This is a genomic window from Streptomyces sp. NPDC041940, from assembly GCF_055589465.1.
In genome coordinates, this window is the sequence record NZ_JBVJBP010000015.1 from 48,495 (window position 1) to 65,849 (window position 17,355).

Below are 17,355 nucleotides of genomic sequence, written 5' to 3' on the forward strand. Positions count from 1 at the left end.
GCGAGCCGTCCTCAGCCGTGCCGGCTCAGTTCGTGAAAGAAGTGGTCGATGACCCGCAGTCCGCCGGACCGGGCCACCTCGTCGTAGACGTAGCCGCCGACCGCGAGGTCCAGTACGCCCAGGCCGAACGGTGAGAAGACCGCAGGGCGGTCGGCCGGGACCGTCACACGGCCGGCCATCACGTCGTCGAGCGTGCCGAGCAGGAAGTCGCGGTTGCCGGTGAGACGTTCGGTGAGGTGCGGTGAGGTGGCGGCCCGGAGGCAGTGGTCGATGTCGTCGACGACGTTGGTGGCGCCGAGCAGCACCTCGGGTGCGAGGTCGCGCAGCGACACGTGCAGCACCACCGGGTTGTGCCGGAACCACGACGGCTCGGTGATGTGCGGCCGGTCGGCGACCGTGGCGAAGACGATCAGGTCGCTGAGGCGGATCAGTTCCTCGGCGCTGCCGTGCACGGTGACGCGTCCGACCGCCCCGGACTGCTCCAGGTAGGTGCGGAAGCCCGCGGCGCTGTCGGGGGACAGGTCGTGCACGCCGATGGCGTCGAAGGACCAGCCGGTGCCCTCCAGATAGGTGTGGATGTAGCGGGCGATCAGACCCGCCCCGACGAACCCCAGCCGGGCCGGGCGCGGCCGTCCCCTGCTGAGCCGGTCGGCCGCCGACGCGGCGGACGCGGCGGTCCTGGCGGCGCTGATGATCGAGCTCTCCATGCAGGCGAAGGGGTAGCCCGTGACGGGGTCGTTGAGGATGAGGACGGCGGACGCCCGGGGAATGCCCGAGGCGACGTTGGCGGGGCAGCTGGAGATCCATTTCAGCCCGTCGACGCCGCCCTCGCCGCCCTCGCCGCCGAGCGAGGCGGGCAGGGCGATGATCCGTGCCGTCGGCCGGTCGGGGAAGCGCAGGAAGGAGGACGGCGGGTTGACCGTACGGCCGGCGCCGTGCAGGCGGTACGTGGCCTCGACGACCTCCACCACGGTCTTCTCCCGGCCCTGGAGCACCTCCTTGACCTGGTTTCCGGGGATGACGGCGAAGGACGGCACCATGGGGGTGTCCGCCCGGGCGGTCTGCGGGACGGTGTGCACGGTGGTCATGCCGCTTCACTCCCCCTCCGCGGTCCGGGAAGGCCGGGACGCACGGGGTCGGCCATCGCCACCACGACGTCCCTCGGCCCCCGGTACGCCTCCCGGCTGTGCGCGGTGCGGACGTTGTCCACGAGCATCAGGTCCCCGCGCTGCCAGGCCCGGCGAACGGTGTGGGCCTCATAGGTCTTGTTGATCTGCTCGACGACGTCCGGGGGCACCGGATCGCCGTTGCCGTACAGGGTGTTGAAGGGCAGACCGTTCGGTCCGTACTCCTCGATCAGGAACTCCCTGACCTCGGGCGCCATCGTCCACTCGTTCAGGAACGCGATCTGGTTGAACCAGCAGGGCAGGCCGGAGACCGGGTGCCGTACGACGGCGTGCCGGTGCTGCCAGGTGCGCAGCGAACCGTCCGGCTGCCAGGACCAGTCGATCGCGTGGGCACGGCAGTAGGCCTCGACCCCACCACGGTCGTCGGTACCGAAGGACTGACCGAGCGTCGCGCCGATCCCCTCGTTGTAGGCCCTGGTGAGCAGCCAGCCCTCCCGGGCGAAGCGGTCGACGAGGTCGGCGGGCAGCGCGTGCAGCACGGCGGTCGCGTCGGCCAGGGCGGTGGCACCGCCTTCGACGGGCGGCTCCAGGCACGCGAACAGCAGCAGGCCGGGACACTCGACGGCGTAGCTGAGTTCGTGGTGCATGCACATGGGCTGGGTGGGCGGCCAGGCCGACGACGAGTAGACGCCGTCCGCGTGGCGGTCGCGGGCGGCGAACGCCTCCCGTTCCGTCACGGGACGCTCGGCCACCCTGCGGAGGACCGACTCGACGTCGGCCGGGGTGCGCAGTCCGAGGCCCCGAACGGTGACCGCCCCGTGCTCGGCGACGAGTTCGCGCAGCGCGGCCCGGGCATCCGGGATGTCTTCGGCGTCGAGTACCGGAAGGCCGTCCGGGGCTTCAGTGGTGGTCCTGTTCTTGCGGAAGAGTGCCGCCAGCATGTCGCTCTCCTCTCGTACTCCGTGTGTCGATCAGACGGGCCAGATCGGCCAGTACGGGGCGGCCCGCGAGGTCGCGCGGCGAGATCGCCCGGTCCATCGCGACCGCGAGCCGTACCGCCGACAGGGACGTGCCGCCCAGGTCGAAGAAGTTGTCGTCCCGGCGGATCCGGCCGGGCGGCAGGCCGAGTTCCGTGGCCCACTGCGCCGCGAGCCGCCGTTCGGCCGGTGTCCGCGGGGCGCCGTGGGAGTCCCGGGCCGGGCCGAGGTCCTCGGCGAGTGCCGCGAGCGCCTTGCGGTCGGTCTTGCCGTTGGCGGTGAGCGGCAGGCGGTCCAGCCGGTGGAAGGACGCCGGGACCATGTACGCGGGGAGCAGGTCCGCGAGCCGCTCCCGCAGGTCCTCGGCGGTCACCGCGCCCTCGCTCGTGCAGAAGGCGGCCAGTTGGCGGCCGTGCCCTTCCGCGCCGGTCACCACGACCGCGCAGTCCGTGACGCCGGGCACCCGCAGCAGCGTGTTCTCGACCTCGCCGATCTCGACCCGGAACCCCCGGATCTTGACCTGCGCGTCCCGGCGGCCGAGGAACTCCAGTTTTCCGTCCGGCCGCCAGCGGCCGAAGTCGCCTCCCCGGTACAGCCGTTGGCCGGGGCGGTGGGGGTCTTCCAGATAGGCGTGCGCGGTGCGTTCGGCGTCGTTGACGTAGCCGCGACCTACGCACACCCCGGAGAAGACGATGGCGCCGGGTGCGCCGAGCGGCACCGGGAGCAGGTTCTCGTCGACGACGTACTGGTGGACGTTGGCGATGGGCCGGCCAAGCGGGATGCGGTCGGAGTCGGGCGCCCGGTCGATCACCTCGTGGTGGGTGTCGTCGGACGTCTCGGTCAGCCCATAGGCGTTGACCAGGCGTACGGCGGGTCCGCCGGCGAACCACCGCTGGACCAGCTCACCGCGCAGCGCCTCGCCGGTGACGGAGACGCACCGCAGGTCGGGCAGGTCCCGGGGGACGCGTTCCAGCGCGGACAGGATGACGTCGAGATAGGACGGCACGACCTGGAGGACGTTGACGCGCCCCTCGGCGATCCGGTCCAGGAACCGGTCCGCGTCGAGGATGGCGTCCTGCTCGACCAGCAGGGTCCGCCCGCCCGTCAGCAGCCCGGCGAGCAGTTGCCACAGCGAGATGTCGAAGCACTGCGAGGCCGTCTGCGCCACCACGGTGCCCTCGCCGATGCCCAGATCCTCGATCTTGGCGTACAGATGGTTGAGCAGACCGGCGTGCTCGCACAGCGCGCCCTTCGGTTCTCCGGTGGAGCCGGAGGTGAAGAAGACGTACGCGAGCCGGTCCGCCGGGATGTCCAGCCCGAGGTCCGATCCGTCGACGGCCCGTTCGGTGAGGTCCGGGACGAGCAGCCGCCGGGTTCCGGGCAGCGTCGCGAGTGCCTGGTCCAGCCGGCCGGTGCTGCCGGGTTCGGTGAGGACGTACGAGCAGTCGGCGCGGGTGAGCATCGCGCCGATGCGGCCGGGCGGATGATGCGGGTCGACGGGCAGGTACACGCCGCCGGCCTTGAGGACGCCGAGTACACCGGCCGCCCAGTGCAGGTCCCGCTCGGTCACCACGGCGACCGTGTCCTCCGGGGCGAGCCCCTCGGCCAGCAGGGCCCGGGCCACCCGGTTGGCCCGGGTGTTGAGGTCCGCGTACGTCAGGCCGCTGCCCTGGTGGACCAAGGCGACGGCGTCCGGATGCCCGCGCACCCGCTCCTCGAACAGTTCGTGGAACCGGCGGTCCGGCAGCGCACGGCGGGGCCCCGCCGCCAGCCCGTCGAGCTGGAACCGGAGTTCGTCCGCGGACAGCAGGCTGTCCCGGTCGTGCCGGGCGTCGGGGTCTGCGGCGATCGCCTCCAGCGCGGCACGGTGGTAGCCCCCGATCCGGGCGGCACAGTCCGCGTCCAGCAGGTCGGTCCGGTGCCGCAGGCGCAGCACGAGCCGACCGTCCTCCTCGGCTGCCGATACGCCGAGCAGCACACCGCCGTCCGCAGGGACGGTGACCTCGTGCCCGGTGGGAGCGAAGACCACCTCGAGGCCGGGCCCGGGCCCGGGCCCGGGCGGCGGCACCGCCGATGCGGCCGACCCCGCTTCCCGTACCAGCTCACCCCAGGTGCCGGGCCTGACGGTCAGCTCGAAGATCCCCGTTCCGGCCGGGGCCAGGTAGCCGCTGCGCACCTCGGGGTCGCCGGAGAGCAGGGCCAGCACCTTCGCGTGGGCCGCGAGGAGGATCGCGGTGAGCGGCACACCGAGTTCACGGGCCCGCGCCCGAAGGGCCGCCGTCACCTCGCCGGGGACACGGCTGATGTGCTCCCCGGTACCGGACACCGGCTCCTTCGCCCAACGGGGCGCGGCCGTCACTGTCGCCGCCATCACCGCACACCTCCCCTTTTCCTTTCGTCTCGTTCGTCGAGGGGACGGGCCGGATTCCCCGCCCAGCGGGTGTGGTCGGGGACCGTCTCGCCCTTCATCAGGAAGGAGTCCGCCGCCAGCACCGCGCCGTCCCCCACCGTCACGCCGTAGTGCACGAACGCTCCGACGCCGAGGGTGCAGCCGGCGCCGAGCGCGCTGCGGTCCGACTTGAACGTGCCGTCCTCCTGCGAGTGGCACTGCAGGACGCTGCCCGCGTTGAGGGTGCAGTCGTCCCCGATCCGGGCCATGGGCCGCTCGGTCACGGCGCAGCCGTCGTCGAAGACCCGGGCCCCGATCCGCACGCCGAGCAGGCGCCATACGAGGCTCTTGAACGGTGTGCCGTCGAGGACGTGCAGATAGGTCTCGGAGGGGACCTTCCAGTACCGCTCGCGCACCCAGAACCGGCGGTCGTAGATCGAGCAGAACAGCGGCTCCGGCCGGTGCACCACCGTGACGGCCCGTTCCAGGAGGACGTAGTACACGAGGGTGAACGGCAGCATGACGGCGTTGGCGAGCGCGAGGACCGCCGTGCCCCACACGGGGTACTGACTGGCGGCGAGCGCGAACAGCAGGACCACACAGAAGAAGAACAGCCACCCCGTGAACAGGTGCCAGGCCATGGTGACGGCGTTGTGCCGGTTCTTGGCCGTGAGACGGCGGCCGAGGCCGTTCCCCTCCTTGAGCTCGTCGAAGGTGCTGTCCCGCGCCACCGACCTCGGGATCTCGAAGCAGGGCGAGCCGAGCAGTCCCACATCGTGCCGGAGCGGGCCGCTGACGGGGATGGCCACCTTGGTGCCGAGCAGACAGTTGTCGCCGGTGCGCCCGCCGACGGGGTAGGCGATGCGGTTCCCGAGGAAGTTGTGCGCCCCGATCGCGGTCGGCGACAGCCGGAAGGAGGTGCTGGAGTACTCGGCGTTCATCAGGGACAGCCCGTCCGCGACCATGGTCCCGGTGCCGACCCTGCTCAGATACGGGCTCTCGTGCTTGACCTGGGTGCCGAAGTTGGAGCCGGTCTGCTCGACCGGGGAGAGGCGGTAGCCGATCCAGCGCAGGTAGTGCACGATGCCGCTGCTGTCGCCGAACAGCCGGGTCAGGGACTTCCTGTTCGTCATCAGGACGATCGTGCGATGCACGGTGTGGCGGAAACCGAAGAGCGGGTACGTCCGGCCGGGCCGGACGAACCTGCCCAGCAGCCGGGGGACGGTGGCCAGGACCACGAGAGCGGCGAGCACCCCGCCGAAGAAGACGACGACCGTGACGACCAGCAGGTCGACGTAGAGCACCGTCGCCCCGCCCTTCAGTACGGCGGATCCCTCCAGCATCCGGGAGAGCAGCACGTCCAGGCAGCCCACCGCGAGCGGCAGATACACCAGCAGCGCCGTGAGCAGCATCAGGACGCCGTGCACCGCTCGCCGTGCGGTGCCGCACCGGGCGGGTTCCACCTCCGGGAAGGCCCCGTCGGCGGGCTGGGCCGGAGAGCCGTGCCAGTGCTCGCCGTCGGGGACCGTCTGGCCGGTGTGCAGGGAGGACGCGTGCCCGAGCCGGGACCCCTCCCCCAGCCGGGCCCCGATGTCCAGCACCGTCACCTCGCTGACGACCGCGCCCCGGCCCAGGGTGACCGGCCCCGTCTCGATCACACCGTCGACCGCGCGGTAGCAGCTGAGCAGCGCGTCCTTGCGGACGAGAGCGCCGTCACCGACGGTCAGCAGATCGGTGCAGACGGGGGCGCTGCGCGACAGGATCGTCACCCCCCTGCCGATCCGCGCGCCCAGGGCCCTCAGATAGAGCGGGTAGAGCGGCGATCCGGCGAACAGGACCAGCGGGCTCGACCGGATCAGCGTCTTGACCAGCCAGAACCGGAAGTAGGTGAGGCTCCAGACGCGGAACCGCCGTGGCGTGAACCGGCCGATCAGCACCCACTTGGCGATCACGGGCAGAGCGCACAGCACGACGAACAGCGCGGCGCCGAAGACGACGCTCCGCAGATACGCGTCGAGCAGGTGCTCCTGCGCGGCGATCCATTCGTAGCCCCGGGCGGTGACGGCCGCGAGGAGGAAGGCATAGCCGAGGAAGGCCAGCAGCTGGAGCGCGCCGCAGAGTACGCGGTGCGGGCGGCCGGTCGGGGGCGCCGGTGCCGGGACCGGCGCCCTGGGCAGTCCCGATGGGCTGGGCGCCTCGGATCCGGGGGGTGGTGGTGGGGTGCCGTCGACGACCAGTGCGGCCGCCAGTCCCCCGGCGGTCGGATGCCGGTACACGTCGCGCATCGACACCGCCGGCAGGTCGGGCAGGTTCCGCACCCGTGCGCAGAAGTGCGCCATCACCAGGGAATCGGCACCGAGATCATCGAAGAAGTCGCTGTCGACCCGCACCTCGTCCAGGTGCGCGACCTCCGCCAGCAGCGCGGCGAACCGCTCGGCGGCAGCGGAAGTCGCTGGATCCGGCGGCGCCGCGCAGGGCCGGGCTTCCTCCACGAGACCCTTGACCGCCTCCTGGAGCTGCTGTCCCGTCATGGGGACCCCCTCGACTGCCGACTGTCGCGTGCTCTGCCTCACCAGGGGTTCGGAGCCGGGCAGCCGAGGTATGGAAGGTCCTGCTTACTTCTCGAAACGTGAGCGGGCGTCTCACCAGCCGGATGCCTCACAGCGGGCTATCGGAGCACATCGGCCACCAGCGACTCGGCCTGCCTGGGGTCATGCCCTTCGAGAGCGCCCAGACGCTCCACTTACCTCCGACCACCCGGCGTGCTTGCGAGGTGCGGGCGCGTACGCTCGCGGCCCCGACAGTTGTGTCACGTACCGGCCGCAAGGCGTGCCCGTACCGTCTTGCCGACCTCCGCGCGCAGGAACCAGTCCAGTTCCTCGGCGATGCGGGACACCACCACCAGACCCCGGCCGGTCTCTCCTCCCGCCCACTCCCTGACCTCCGGAAACACCCGTACCGGGTCCGAGACCTCGATGGACAGCCGGCCGTCCTCCAGCACGGCTTGCCGCAACCACAGTTCGTGTCCCACGACCCTGCCGTGCAGCACCGCGTTCGCGACGAGCTCCGACGTGACGAGCACGGCGTCGTCGAGGTCTCCGGCCCAGTTCCACATCGTCAGCCGTCTCCGTGTGTGCAGCCGGGCGAGCCGGACGCTGCGGAGGGTCATGGGGTAGCCCATGGACCAGTCGTGGGTGAGGAGGGCAGGGGTGTGGGGGTTGGGCATCGACATCGACGTCCCTTTCGCATGTGAGCTGCCCCTTTACGGTGACGGGCCTCGCCTTTCGACTTCAATCGAAACGCAGCTGATTAATCAGGCGGCAGAAAAATGGACTATGCCCAGTTCTGCACAACGGGCTGCGCGGGACCAGCAGGGGGTGTCACACTCTGCACACGGACACGAGCACAACGTGTTGGATCGTAGGGGCGGTGCACATGGCGGCCAAACGCGGGCGCACAGCGCAGCGGCTGGAACTCGGCTTGCAGTTGCGTCAGTTGCGGGAGAACTGTGGTCTGGGCGACCGGGGCGGCGGTTTCACCCGCAGGCAAGCGGTCGTCGGACTGCGGATCTCCGAGGCCTCGTTGCAGCGGATCGAGTCGGGCTCACTGAACTTCCGCAACGTCGGCGATCTGCGCAAGCTGCTGGGCAAGTACGGCGTCACCGATGAGGAGGTCGTCGAGTCGCTGATCAGCCTCAACAAGGAGTCCAACCAGCAGGACTGGCTCACGCAGTACCGAGGGCTCATGCCTGCGGGCATGCCGGGGTTCGTAGGGCTGGAGCCGGAGGCTCGTGCCATGAAGGCCTATCACCCGACCCTCGTGTACGGCCTGCTCCAGACCAAGAGCTACGCCCGTGCCCTCCACGAAGTGCAGAAGCCGATCGAGGAGTACACCACGGAGGTTGTCCGAAGTAGCGTGGAGCTACGGATGAAGCGCCAGGAGGTCCTCACACGAGAGAACCCCGTCAAGCTGCACGTCATCCTGGGGGAAGCTGCCCTGCGATATCCGATGGGGGGCGCTGAGGTGATGGGCGACCAGTTCGCACGGATCGAGGAGTTGTCCGGGTGGGACCACATGACCATCCAGGTGCTGCCGTTCCGTCCGAGCTACCGCTCCATCAACGACTTCGCGATCCTCGACTTCGGTAGCGAGTTTCCACCCCGCGTACAGGCCGACAGCGCCTGGGGCTCCGTATCCACCTCGGACAAGCCCCGTGAAGTCGACCGCTTCACACGTCGGTTCGACGCCATGGCAGCATCAGCGCTGCCTCCCGAAGAGACTCCCGCGTTCTTGCACCGACTCAGACGAGAGCTGTAGGTCCCCATGCCCACGCACCCCTCTGCAAAGGAACTGGCCCCCCTCCAAGCCTGGTTCACGTCCTCATACAGCGACGCGACGCAGAACTGTGTCGAAGTCGCCCACCTCTCCCCCTCCATAGCCATCCGCGACTCCAAAACCCCCACCGGCCCCGCCCTGCTCCTCCCCCCGGCCGTATGGACGGCGTTCCTCACCCATGTAGACCGAGAAGAGAAGCCGTAGCGACCAGCTACTTACCGCAGAACTCCGCCTCGATGATCGCGTCGGTGCTTCCCGACCAGTCACCGTTGAAGTTGACGGCCAGGGAGTGCCGGCCGCCCTCGGTCGTCACCGCGTCCGAGTTCGAGCCGAAGATGCCGCCGTCGTGGCCCCAGACGTGGACGCCGCAGTCGAGCTCGCGGTCGACGAGCCCCAGACCGTAGCGGCTGCCCCGGCTGGAGGGGATGGTGGTCTTCATCTCCTTCAGCTGCTCGGGCCGGAGCAGCTTGCCCCGGAGCAGGGCCGAGTAGAAGCGGGTCAGGTCGGCCGAGCTGGAGACCATCTGGCCGGAGCCGTATGCCAGACGCGGGTTCAGCTCCGTGACGTCGTAGGTCGGTCCCGTGTCCGTCTTGGCCAGCTTGGAGTAGGCGCGGCTGCTGGGCCGGGGCAGGGTGACCCGGGTGGGGACCGATGTGGAGGACAGCTTCAGCGGGGCGATGATCCGGCGTTCGATCTCGTCGGCGTAGTCGTCGCTGCCCGTGGCCTTCTCGATCACCCGTGCGGCCAGGACGTAGTTGGTGTTGGAGTACGCGAACGACGTGCCCGGCTCCTCGAAGTGCGGCTTGTTCGCCATGGCGATGGCGATCATCTCCTCGGGGGACGCCTGGTCGAAGCGGTGCTTCATGAAGCCGTCCGGGGTCATGTACTTCTGCTGGAAGCCGGTGTCGCGCAGATAGTCGAAGATGCCGCTGGAGTGGTTGAGGAGCTGGCGCAGCGTGATCCGCCGGCCGTCGTGGCCGTTGCCCCGGACCACGCCCGGCAGCCACTTCTCCACCGTGTCGTCCAGCGACAGCAGTCCCTCCGCCTCCAGTTGCAGGAGGACGGTCGCGACGAACGTCTTCGTGATGCTGCCGACGCGGTAGTGGTCCGCCGTCGAACGCGGCTTGTCCGTCTTGAGGTTGCCGACGCCGGCCGTGGCCGCCCAGGTGCCGTGCCCCCACCGCACGGTCACGGTCACGCCCGGCACGCCGTCCGCGATCGCCTTCCGTACCGCCTGCCGGGTCGCGTCATGACCGCTGGGAGCCTTGGCCGGAGCGGCGAGCGCCGGGGCGGCCAGCGCCGCCGTCAGTGCCACGGCCGTCGCCGCCGTCAGGGCTGTACGCAGGTGTCTCTTCATGTCCCCGTTTCCCCCTGTCACATCGAGCTCTGTCACATCGGGCTGTGTCAGGGGGTGGGACCTCGGCCGTACGGCCCGGGTTGACCGACTGCGGACCGTTGAGCCGGAATCAGCCCTTCTTCAGCACCAGCTCGGTGTTGCGATCCTCGGGGTCGCCGCCGAGGTTCGGGTTCGCGCCGGGGGCGTTGAGGGACAGCTCGCGGTAGAGGGCCGCCAGGCCGGTCTGGGAGAGGTCGGAGAAGTCCGTGCGGCGCGGGGCCGAGGACTCCACCAGCGTGGTGAACAGCGAGATCGTGCCGTCCTTGTTGTCGGTCAGCTCGATGACCCGGGCGAGCTGGGGGAAGTCGACGTGGGAGGCGGTGGAGATCTCCCAGAAGGTGCCGCCGCCGGACATCGAGTGCGGGGTGATGACGTTCTTGTGGATGTGGCCGTTCACCCAGGCGAGGACGTTGCGGTGGTTGCCGAGGAGGGCGAGGACCTCTTCGCCGCTGTGCCTGCGCTCGCCCGGACGGGACGGGTCGTTGCGGAGGTTCGTCATCGTCTTGCTGGTGTGGTGGCTGAAGATCACCGCGTGGGAGTCCTTGTTCTCCCGCAGGGTCTTCTCCAGCCACTTCATCTGGCCCGTGCCGAGGGAGCCCTCGTAGTGGCCGCCCGCGTCGGTGGTGTCCAGGCTGATGCCGATGACGTCGTCGGAGATGCGGAAGACGTAGTACTGGGTGCCCGCGTCGAGGTTGGCGGAGGAGTAGCCGTGACCGGCCGGGCCGATGCCGCGGTGGGCCGGGTCCAGGTGGGCCTGGAGGTACTCGGCCTGGGTGAAGGGGGCGCGGCTCTCGTCCGGGGTGACCGAGCGCATGGAGCGGGCGTGGGACTTGAGGAAGTCGTGGTAGCGGACGCCCTGGGGGTCCCGGGCCTTCTTGATCTGCGCCTGGAGCTGCTGCGCCTCCGCCGCCGACACGTTCATCAGCTTCTTGCCGCCGACGGCGAGTTCGGTGAGGTAGGAGTCGCCGTGCGAGGCGTAGCAGCCCATCGGCAGGGAGTCGTGGTTGCCGACGGTGGAGTACCAGGGCAGGTTGAGGCCGGGGCTGCGGACCTCCCGGATCGCGGCCTTCAGGAAGCCGTCGAGCTTCGGGAAGCCGACCTGCTTGTCGCTGTCGCGGACCGCGGCGTCCGGCTGCCAGTACTGCTTGAGACCGCTGTTCTGGACGCCCTCGTACTGGCGCGGGTTCCCGGTGTTGGGCGTGATGCGCCCACCGCTCATGATCTTCAGGAACCAGTCCAGCTCGGACTTGGCGTTGTTGTCCGTGTTGTCGCCGGTGGTCATGGCGAAGTGCAGCGGGGCGCCGGTGACGGGGGCTCCGCGCAGCGCGTTGATCCGCTCCACCAGCGCGATGGCGCCCTGCACGGTCAGCGCCTCGTGCGGCCGCCAGGCGTGGATGTCGGCCGAGCGGAGGTACTCCAGGCGCAGCGGGTGCTGAGCGTCGATGATGTGCAGGTCGGTGAGCTGCACGAACGCCGCGAGCGGGGTACGGCGCCCGGCCCGGCCGGACTTGGGCGCGGCCAGGTCGGAGCGCACGACGCGCTGCCAGCCGGGTCCGTCGCCGAGGCGCCGATAGCCACCGCTGCCGCGCGGGGTGGCGACGGAGGCGAGGGTGGTGCCCTTGGTGTAGGGGGCCAGCGGCGCGGCCGGTGCCTGGCGCGAGGAGGCCGCTACGGCCTCGGTCGCCTCCTTGGCCGTGGCGGTGGCGGCCTGGCTGTCGCTGGGCCGCAGGGCGTAGCCGACGCCCGCGGAGAGGGCGACCGCGCCGCCGGCGGCGAGGACGGAACGACGGTGGATGCCCTGGCCGGATCCTGCGACTGAGCGTGTGCGCGACATGCGCTTCTCTCCCCGAGTACGAACGCGTCGGCAGTGGTCGCGGGGCGTTCGGCTTACGAACACCCCGCTCACACTGGATCGTTGGCATCGGGAATGACCTGCGCGTAAACGCGGTGGCAACGGGCAGCGCCGATCACCGTACGTGGATCTTGGACTACCCCGCGCGTCGACGACCGCTCCGGGAACGGCCCGGAGTCGGTCACTCGGCGTTCATCTTCCGGGGTACTGCACCTATTCCGGGACTCCGTTGAGCCGTCCGGCGGCCGGGCGCTCCCGCCACAGTCGCAGTGCCGTGTCGACCAGCCCGATCCGGACCAGTCCGGGCACCGCGTCCAGGTCCTGCCAGGCGGCGAGGTCGGTGGAGCCGCCCACCTCGTAGCGCAGTTCGCCGCCGGTGATCCGGCCCTCGTAGACGAACCGGACGCCGTGATGGTCGACGGGGCGTCCGAAGCCGTCGCGGAAGACGCGGTGGGAGGAGTCCACGCCGAGCAGCCCGGTCACTTCTATCCGGTACCCGGTCTCCTCCTCCACCTCCCGCCGCACGGTGTCGTAGGGATCCTCGCCGTGCTCCATGCCGCCGCCCGGCATGACCCACTCGGGGGTGCCGTCCTGGGCGGGCGAGCGGGCGAGCAGGATCTGTCCGTCTCGGACGCATACGGCGTAGGCCGCCACCCTCAACTTCTCTCTCACTCAGGGACGTTAACCGATTTCGCCGTCTTCGGGACTCATGCCCGCAAAACGCATCGCGGGTTTTCCCCATACATCCATCTCGTTTCGGTCAACAGTCCCCAAAGAGCGTGCCCTTACGCAAAGCTGTGCGATCGTCCGGGCTCGCGTTCGGACCGTTGCGACCAGGGTCGATCGCTCCTGGTCGTTCCCGCTCGTTCCTTTACCAACAAGGGATGCCGATGACCCTCACCCCCCAGCGAGACCCGATATCGGGCCCGAGACGTGTGGCCCGCATAGCCGTGGCCGCCGGTCTCGTCGCCGCGCTCTCCGCGGCCGGGCCGATACCCCTGGCCTTCGCCGCCGACGGCCCGGGCGCCTCCGCCCCCGCCGACCCGGACGTCAAGTCCGCGCCCGACAAGCTCGGTTCGGACGACGCGGACCTCCTCGTGGAGGCCAAGGCCGACGGCGACAAGACCGTCACGATGATGATCGCCACCGCGCCCGGGAAGACCGAGCAGGTCGCCGGGCAGCTGGACGCGGTCAAGGGCGGCACGGTGGGCCGGGCCGACGACAAGCTGGGCTACGTCCGCGCCACCGTCCCGACCTCCCGGGCGGACTCGGCCATCGCCGCCGCCGCCAAGCTCTCCTCCGTGCACGGCATCGACCTGCGCGAGGAGATCCCGCTGGACGACCCGACGCCGAGCGCGGACGCCGCCAAGGGCGCCAAGGCCGCGAAGGGGACGTACCCGGCACCCGGGAAGAAGACCCCCGCCGAGAACCCGTACAACCCCTCCTTCGAGACGGGCGCGGTCGACTTCGTCGAGGACCACCCGAAGGCGGACGGCCGCGGCATCACCATCGGCATCCTGGACTCCGGCGTGGACCTCGGCCACCCGGCGCTGCAGAAGACCACCACCGGCGAGCGGAAGATCGTCGACTGGGTGACGGCGACGGACCCGGTCGTCGACGGCGACCGCACCTGGCGCCCGATGACCACCTCCGTGTCCGGGCCCAGCTTCACCTTCGGCGGGAAGACCTGGACGGCCCCGGCGGGCTCCTACAAGGTCAGCACCTTCCTGGAGTCGTACACCACCGGCGGCGACGCGGCGGGCGACGCCAACCGGGACGGCGACACCACCGACGCCTGGGGCGTGCTGTACGACGCGGCGGCCGGCACGGTCCGCGTCGACCTGAACAACAACAACGACTTCGGTGACGACACCGCGATGAAGCCGTACAAGGACGGCTTCCAGATCGGGTACTTCGGCACCGACGACCCGGCCACCGACATCGCCGAGCGGCAGCCGTTCGTCGTCGAGGTCCGCAAGGACGTCGTCACCGCGTCGGGCGCGAAGGCCGACTTCGTCAACATCGGCGTCATCGAGTCCGAGCACGGCACGCACGTCGCGGGCATCACCGCCGCCAACGGCCTGTTCGGCGGGAAGATGGACGGCGCGGCTCCGGGCGCCAAGCTGGTCTCCTCGCGCGCCTGCACCTGGTCCGGCGGCTGCACCAACGTCGCGCTCACCGAGGGCATGATCGACCTCGTCACCAAGCGCGGCGTCGACATCGTCAACATGTCCATCGGCGGCCTGCCGGCGCTGAACGACGGCAACAACGCGCGCGCCGAGCTGTACACGCGCCTGATCGACGAGTACGGCGTCCAGCTGGTGATCTCCGCGGGCAACTCCGGCCCCGGCACGAACACCATCGGCGACCCGGCCCTGGCCGACAAGGTCATCTCGGTCGGCGCGTCCGTCTCCAAGCAGACCTGGGCCGCCAACTACGGCTCGGTCGTGGAGAAGAAGTACGCGCTGATGCCGTTCTCCTCGCGCGGCCCGCGTGAGGACGGCGGCTTCACCCCGACCCTGATCGCCCCGGGTGCCGCGATCAACACCATCCAGACCTGGATGCCGGGCGCCCCGGTCGCCGAGGCGGGCTACACCCTGCCGGCCGGCTACGGCATGCTCCAGGGCACCTCGATGGCCTCCCCGCAGGCCGCCGGCGCCGCCGCGCTGCTGCTGTCGGCCGCGAAGCAGAAGAAGATCGACCTCACGCCGGCGACCCTGCGCACGGCCCTCACCTCGACCGCCGACCACATCAAGGGTGTGCAGGCGTACGAGGAGGGCGCGGGCCTCATGAACATCGAGGACGCCTGGGACTCGATCCGCGACGACGCCACGTCGCACGCCTACACGGTGAAGGCGCCGGTCGACACCGCGATCGACCAGTTCCTGAAGACCCCGGGCTTCGGCACGGGCCTCTACGACCGTGAGGGCGGCCTGAAGGCCGGTCAGAAGAAGACCTACGAGGTCACCGTCACGCGTACGTCCGGCGCCGACAAGGCGATCCGGCACGAGCTGCACTTCGAGAACAACGCGGGCGGCACGTTCCGCATCGTCGGCTCCGACGAGGTGAGGCTGCCGCTGAACCAGCCGGTGACCGTCAAGGTCCAGGCCGCGCCGAAGTCCGCCGGTATCAAGAGCGCGATCCTGGAGGTCGACGACCCGAAGACCGAGGGCATCGACAAGCAGGTCCTGAACACGGTCGTCGCCTCCGAGCCGCTGAAGTACACGTACTCCGCCTCCGGTTCGGTGCAGCGCAACAGCTCGAAGCACTACTACGTCACCGTGCCCGAGGGCGCGAAGACGCTCGAGGTCGCGATGAGCGGGCTGAAGGACAAGAGCCAGACCCGGTTCATCTCGATCCACCCCTACGGCGTCCCGTCCGACCCGACGTCGACGATCAACTGCTACCCGAACTACGCCAACCCGGCCAACACCTGCCGCCCCGACCTGCGTTCGTACGCGAACCCGCAGCCGGGCGTGTGGGAGATCGAGGTCGAGTCGCGCCGTACGTCGCCGCTGCTCGACAACCCGTACAAGCTGGATGTCGCCGTGCTCGGCGCGGCCTTCGACCCGGAGACCGTGACCGTGCCCGAGGCGAAGGTCGGCACCCCGGCCGCCGCCTCCTGGAAGGTGAAGAACGGCTTCGCCGCGCTGGAGGGCAAGCTGGTGGGCGGTCCGCTCGGCTCGGCGAAGACGACCCGTCCGTCGATCAAGCAGGGTGAGACGCAGACCACGACGGTCGAGGTGCCCGCGGGCGCGAAGTCCCTGGACGTCGCCATCGGCGGTGTCTCGGACAACGCGGCGGACCTGGACCTCGCGGTCTACAACGCCGCCGGCACGCAGGTCGGCAGCTCCGCCGACGGCGACTCGGAGGAGTCGGTCTCCGTGCCCTCCCCGGCCGCCGGGAAGTACACCGTCGAGGTCGTCGGCTACTCGGTGCCGGCCGGCACCACCGCCTACGACTACCAGGACGTGTTCTTCTCCCCGTCCCTCGGCAGCGTCGGCGTCGACGGTTCGGCGCCGGTGAAGCTCGGCACGGGCGCGTCCGCCACGGTCTCGGGCAGCGTCACCGCCGCGGCGGCCGCTCCCGAGGGGCGTGAGTTCTTCGGGCAGGTCCAGCTGGTCAACGCGCGCGGCACGGTCGCGGGCCTGGGCAGCGTGAAGATCGAGAAGGTCGTGCCGTAACAGCGGCTGACGGTCTTGGTGGGCGGGCGTCCGTACGGGCGCCCGCCCTTCTTCATGAGCCGCTACGGGCAGGGGATCGTGCGCGACTCGGGCAGGGCGGCGGTGATCCAGGCCCGTTCGCGGGCGATCTCCTTCTCTCCGACGCTCCACAGGTCCGGTTCGGCCTGCCCGCCCGTGATCCCGACCAGGACGTGATCGCCCGGCCGCAGCCGGGGGTCGACGTCCTCGCCCATCGGGAAGACGACCTGGTCCTGGCCCTTGGCGGGCTTGTAGGAGCGCTCCACGTCGAGGGTGACGCGGTCCTGCCCGGTGCCGGCGACCGGTTCGACCTCGGCGACGGTGCCCTCGACGACGATCCGGGCGCAGGCGAGATAGCCGGCGTGACCGAGCTTGGCGCCCTCGCTGCCGTGCTGCGGACTCGCCGCGGCATCGGCGGCCGAACTCCCCTCCGAGTCGCCCCCGGCACCGCCCTGCACGACGAGCCACCCCATGCCCAAGACGACGGTTGCGGCCACGGCGGCGACAAGACCGCGCAGAGCCAGGGAGCGACGGCCACACCGCGACCTCACAGGCAGCCCCCTCACCGCCGCATCGGCGGCCACCCCCGGCCCGGCGCCGTGCACGCCCCTCGGCCCGCCCGCCGGGTCCCCCGCCCGGGCTCGCCCCGCCGAATCCCCGACATCCACCCGAGCCTGCGCCGAATCGACCGCCGCCCCCGGCCCAGCCGCATGCACGCCCCGCGGCCCGTCCGCGGGGCCCCCCGCCCGGGTCCGCCCCGCCGAATCCCCCACATCCACCCGAGCCTGCGCCCCGGCACCGGCACCGGCCCCGGAGTCCGCCTCGTGCCGGGTCTCCTCGCCGTGCGCCAGTGTGTCGCCCAGCAGCGTCAGCTGCTCGCGCAGCAGGGCGACGTCGGTCGCGGCCGCGTGGTGGGCCGCCAGGTAGTCGGTGTCCTGGTGGGCGGCCTCCGGTACGGGGGCGCCGACGATCGCCGCCATCAGCGCGTCCATGCCGTCGTACTCGGCACCGCCACAACCGTCACTGCCGTCACGCCGGGCGGCATCGTTCTCGTTGTTCTCGTTCCGGGCGGTCACG

Annotated in this window: 12 protein-coding genes; 3 read left to right on the forward strand and 9 right to left on the reverse strand. The window is 70.6% G+C overall.

The window, feature by feature from the left end:
- Window positions 1-11: 11 nt before the first annotated feature.
- The 5 genes from sbnB to ACZ6I3_RS24560 all read right to left on the reverse strand — a co-directional run bounded on the left by sbnB (window position 12) and on the right by ACZ6I3_RS24560 (window position 7,725).
- A complete protein-coding gene (gene sbnB, locus ACZ6I3_RS24540; protein ID WP_469417370.1) occupies window positions 12-1,088 on the reverse strand; it encodes a 2,3-diaminopropionate biosynthesis protein SbnB in 1,077 nt (358 codons plus the stop codon).
- Window positions 1,085-2,068 carry a TauD/TfdA family dioxygenase gene (locus tag ACZ6I3_RS24545; RefSeq protein ID WP_469417372.1) on the reverse strand — a complete coding sequence of 328 codons (984 nt, stop codon included), beginning with the start codon at window positions 2,066-2,068 and terminating at the stop codon, window positions 1,085-1,087. Before ACZ6I3_RS24545 ends, sbnB begins: the two co-directional genes overlap by 4 nt.
- Window positions 2,028-4,475, reverse strand: coding sequence for a non-ribosomal peptide synthetase (locus tag ACZ6I3_RS24550; protein ID WP_469417374.1), 2,448 nt, complete (start codon window positions 4,473-4,475; stop codon window positions 2,028-2,030). The genes ACZ6I3_RS24545 and ACZ6I3_RS24550 overlap by 41 nt, the downstream gene beginning before the upstream one ends.
- On the reverse strand, window positions 4,475-7,024 hold the full coding sequence (locus tag ACZ6I3_RS24555) for a Pls/PosA family non-ribosomal peptide synthetase (protein ID WP_469417376.1): 2,550 nt from the start codon (window positions 7,022-7,024) through the stop codon (window positions 4,475-4,477). Before ACZ6I3_RS24555 ends, ACZ6I3_RS24550 begins: the two co-directional genes overlap by 1 nt.
- Before the next feature lie 278 nt (window positions 7,025-7,302).
- On the reverse strand, window positions 7,303-7,725 hold the full coding sequence (locus tag ACZ6I3_RS24560; protein ID WP_469417378.1) for an ATP-binding protein: 423 nt from the start codon (window positions 7,723-7,725) through the stop codon (window positions 7,303-7,305).
- Between the two features lie 203 nt (window positions 7,726-7,928).
- Here ACZ6I3_RS24560 and ACZ6I3_RS24565 point away from each other — a divergent pair, with 203 nt between their 5' ends.
- On the forward strand, window positions 7,929-8,810 hold the full coding sequence (locus ACZ6I3_RS24565) for a helix-turn-helix domain-containing protein (RefSeq protein WP_469417598.1): 882 nt from the start codon (window positions 7,929-7,931) through the stop codon (window positions 8,808-8,810).
- A gap of 6 nt (window positions 8,811-8,816) precedes the next feature.
- Complete coding sequence (locus ACZ6I3_RS24570) at window positions 8,817-9,032, forward strand: DUF397 domain-containing protein (RefSeq protein WP_469417380.1); 216 nt, start codon at window positions 8,817-8,819, stop codon at window positions 9,030-9,032.
- A gap of 7 nt (window positions 9,033-9,039) precedes the next feature.
- On the opposite strand, the gene ACZ6I3_RS24575 is transcribed toward ACZ6I3_RS24570, so the two are convergent.
- From ACZ6I3_RS24575 to ACZ6I3_RS24585, 3 genes are all read right to left on the reverse strand, one after another.
- Window positions 9,040-10,185, reverse strand: coding sequence for a serine hydrolase domain-containing protein (locus ACZ6I3_RS24575; protein ID WP_469417382.1), 1,146 nt, complete (start codon window positions 10,183-10,185; stop codon window positions 9,040-9,042).
- Between the two features lie 109 nt (window positions 10,186-10,294).
- A complete protein-coding gene (locus tag ACZ6I3_RS24580; protein WP_469417384.1) occupies window positions 10,295-12,058 on the reverse strand; it encodes a TIGR03767 family metallophosphoesterase in 1,764 nt (587 codons plus the stop codon).
- A 231-nt stretch (window positions 12,059-12,289) separates the two neighbouring features.
- The gene (locus tag ACZ6I3_RS24585) at window positions 12,290-12,730 is read right to left on the reverse strand and encodes an NUDIX hydrolase (protein ID WP_469417600.1); all 441 of its coding nucleotides are present in this window, start codon (window positions 12,728-12,730) and stop codon (window positions 12,290-12,292) included.
- A gap of 236 nt (window positions 12,731-12,966) precedes the next feature.
- On the opposite strand from ACZ6I3_RS24585, the gene ACZ6I3_RS24590 reads away from it, so the two are divergent.
- Window positions 12,967-16,260, forward strand: coding sequence for a S8 family serine peptidase (locus tag ACZ6I3_RS24590; protein ID WP_469417386.1), 3,294 nt, complete (start codon window positions 12,967-12,969; stop codon window positions 16,258-16,260).
- Between the two features lie 62 nt (window positions 16,261-16,322).
- Here ACZ6I3_RS24590 and ACZ6I3_RS24595 read toward each other — a convergent pair whose 3' ends face one another.
- Complete coding sequence (locus tag ACZ6I3_RS24595; RefSeq protein WP_469417387.1) at window positions 16,323-17,354, reverse strand: hypothetical protein; 1,032 nt, start codon at window positions 17,352-17,354, stop codon at window positions 16,323-16,325.
- Between the last annotated feature and the right edge of the window lies 1 nt (window position 17,355).